This window comes from Paraprevotella xylaniphila YIT 11841 (assembly GCF_000205165.1).
Taxonomy (GTDB): domain Bacteria; phylum Bacteroidota; class Bacteroidia; order Bacteroidales; family Bacteroidaceae; genus Paraprevotella; species Paraprevotella xylaniphila.
Genome location: NZ_GL883891.1, coordinates 57,748 through 59,762 on the forward strand (window position 1 = coordinate 57,748; position 2,015 = coordinate 59,762).

At 49.4% G+C, this 2,015-nt stretch carries 3 protein-coding genes; all 3 read left to right on the top strand.

Going from position 1 to position 2,015, the window contains the following annotated elements:
• The first annotated feature begins 146 nt into the window (after nt 1-146).
• A complete protein-coding gene (locus HMPREF9442_RS15250) occupies nt 147-701 on the top strand; it encodes a UpxY family transcription antiterminator (protein ID WP_008630380.1) in 555 nt (184 codons plus the stop codon).
• Nucleotides 702-728: 27 nt separating this feature from the next.
• Nucleotides 729-1,136 (top strand): hypothetical protein, encoded by a 408-nt coding sequence (locus HMPREF9442_RS15255; RefSeq protein ID WP_008630382.1) that lies wholly within the window; start codon nt 729-731, stop codon nt 1,134-1,136.
• Nucleotides 1,137-1,199: 63 nt separating this feature from the next.
• Nucleotides 1,200-2,015: ATP-binding protein (locus HMPREF9442_RS15260; protein WP_040603284.1), on the top strand; the 816-nt coding region annotated here is incomplete at its 3' end.

Here is a 2,015-nt window from a genome sequence, read left to right on the forward strand (position 1 = left end):
GTTTATCTCTTCCTAAGAGAGCGACCGGAAAAATGAATTTAAATATAGTGCGGGGAAAGTCCCGACTTTTTTGTGAATTACGTGTAACTGATTGGTTCATAGTGTATCTTGAGGACTATCAGGACTAGATACTTTATCCTTATTCCATGGAGGCTTCTTTATTGTCCCAAAGTGACGAGGCGGAATGTTGGTTCGTGTTAAGGGACCTGAAACGTTCCAATGCCAGACATCCCGCTTACCGTCAACTTGCGGAAATGGGGCTGCGCGTGTTTACGCCGATGCACGAGGTGGTCACGTTGGTTCGCGGGCAACGCGTACGTAAGAATGTGCCCTTTCTTCATGACCTGCTGTTTGTCCGGGAACGCTATTCCGCACTCCGTTCCGTGGTAGAAAGGGATCCCACGTTACAATTCCGTTATGTACGTGGTGGATACTGTTCCCCGATGACGGTACGCACGGTTGAGATGGAACGTTTCATCCGTGCGGTGGAGTCTACTTTCCGTCCCCGCTACTATCTTCCGGGAGAGATAAGTCCTTCGATGATAGGACGCCAGGTCCTCATTGTGGGCGGCCCTCTCAACGGATATGAAGGTCATCTCCTGTCTATCCGCGGTAGCCGTGTAAAACGTCTGTTCATCGACCTTTCCGGCCTGTTGTCGGCAGGAGTGGAAGTAAGTCCCGAATACATCCGATTGTTGTAATTCGCGTAAAAACTCCAGATTCATAAAATGGAAAACCAGTGTTCTTTTTCTCAGCCCTCCGGAGTGCGCCTGTTGGCATTACTGCAAGGACAAGGGCCGGAAATCCTTCGCCGCGAAGAAAATAATGCTTCCTTGATGCATCTGTATGGTACAGGTACGCATTGGGTGGCGTTCGAACGTTCAGCCTGCCAGTTGTCCCGTCTTTGCCCCGAGGCTAAAATCATTCCGATGCGGCTTTCCGGCTTCCCCTTTCCGGTCGTGATGGCCACGTTTGGCCAAGCACAATCGGAACATTTTATCCATGGTTTGCCGGAAGTGGAGGAGGGGAGCGACCGGCTTTCATTCAAAATGCCGGCATTGCCGGATGGGGAGTACGGTGTTTGGCATAATCGGCAAGTGGAATATCTTTCAAGATGTGACGTTAACAAAAACTAAAGCCAAGGTGAGAATGTTTATTTTTGCTTATATTTGTAAGGAAGAAATAAAGGAGCGAGGGTTATGGAACAGAAAACAAGACTTTATCCGATAGGGATACAGACATTTTCGGAAATAAGGAATAAGTCATATCTGTATATAGATAAGACGGAATACGTCTACCGCATGACACATTCCGCTTCCAAATATATGTTCCTGAGCCGTCCGCGCCGTTTCGGGAAGTCGCTGTTGACAAGTACTTTGGCTGCCTATTTTGAAGGACGTAAAGATTTGTTTAAGGGACTGGCCTTGGAAAGATTGGAAACGGAATGGACGGAATATCCTGTTTTGCGTTTCGACATGAGTTTGGGCAAGCACATGGACAGGGAGGAGTTGGAACGTTATTTGCTATGGCAATTAAAAGGGATGGAAAGGAATTTCGGCATCAAGTCTGAAACCCCGGACACGAACACACGTCTTACAGACCTTATCCGCCTCGCCTACGAGCAGACGGGCCGCCAAGTGGTGGTGCTTATCGATGAATACGACGCGCCCCTGCTCGATGTGGTGCACGAAGAAAAGGACCTGCCCGTCCTGCGTAACGTCATGCGCAACTTTTACAGCCCGCTCAAAGCCTGCGATCCCTACCTTCGCTTCGTCTTCCTGACGGGCATCACCAAGTTTTCGCAGCTGAGCATCTTTAGCGAACTGAACAATATCCAAAACATCAGCATGCTGCCGGAATATGCTGCTATTTGCGGCATTACGGAAGAGGAGATGGCCACACAGATGGACAAGGATTTGGAGAACTTGGCCGGACGTTTGGGTGTGAGCCGCGAGGAAGCCGTGCAAAAACTCAAGGACAATTATGACGGCTACCATTTCACGTGGCCCTCGCCG

Excerpts from the sequence above, each read along its gene's own strand:
- HMPREF9442_RS15255 (WP_008630382.1), top strand. The coding sequence starts at position 729 with ATGGAAAACCAGTGTTCTTTTTCTCAGCCCTCCGGAGTGCGCCTGTTG.
- HMPREF9442_RS15250 (WP_008630380.1), top strand. The coding sequence starts at position 147 with ATGGAGGCTTCTTTATTGTCCCAAAGTGACGAGGCGGAATGTTGGTTC.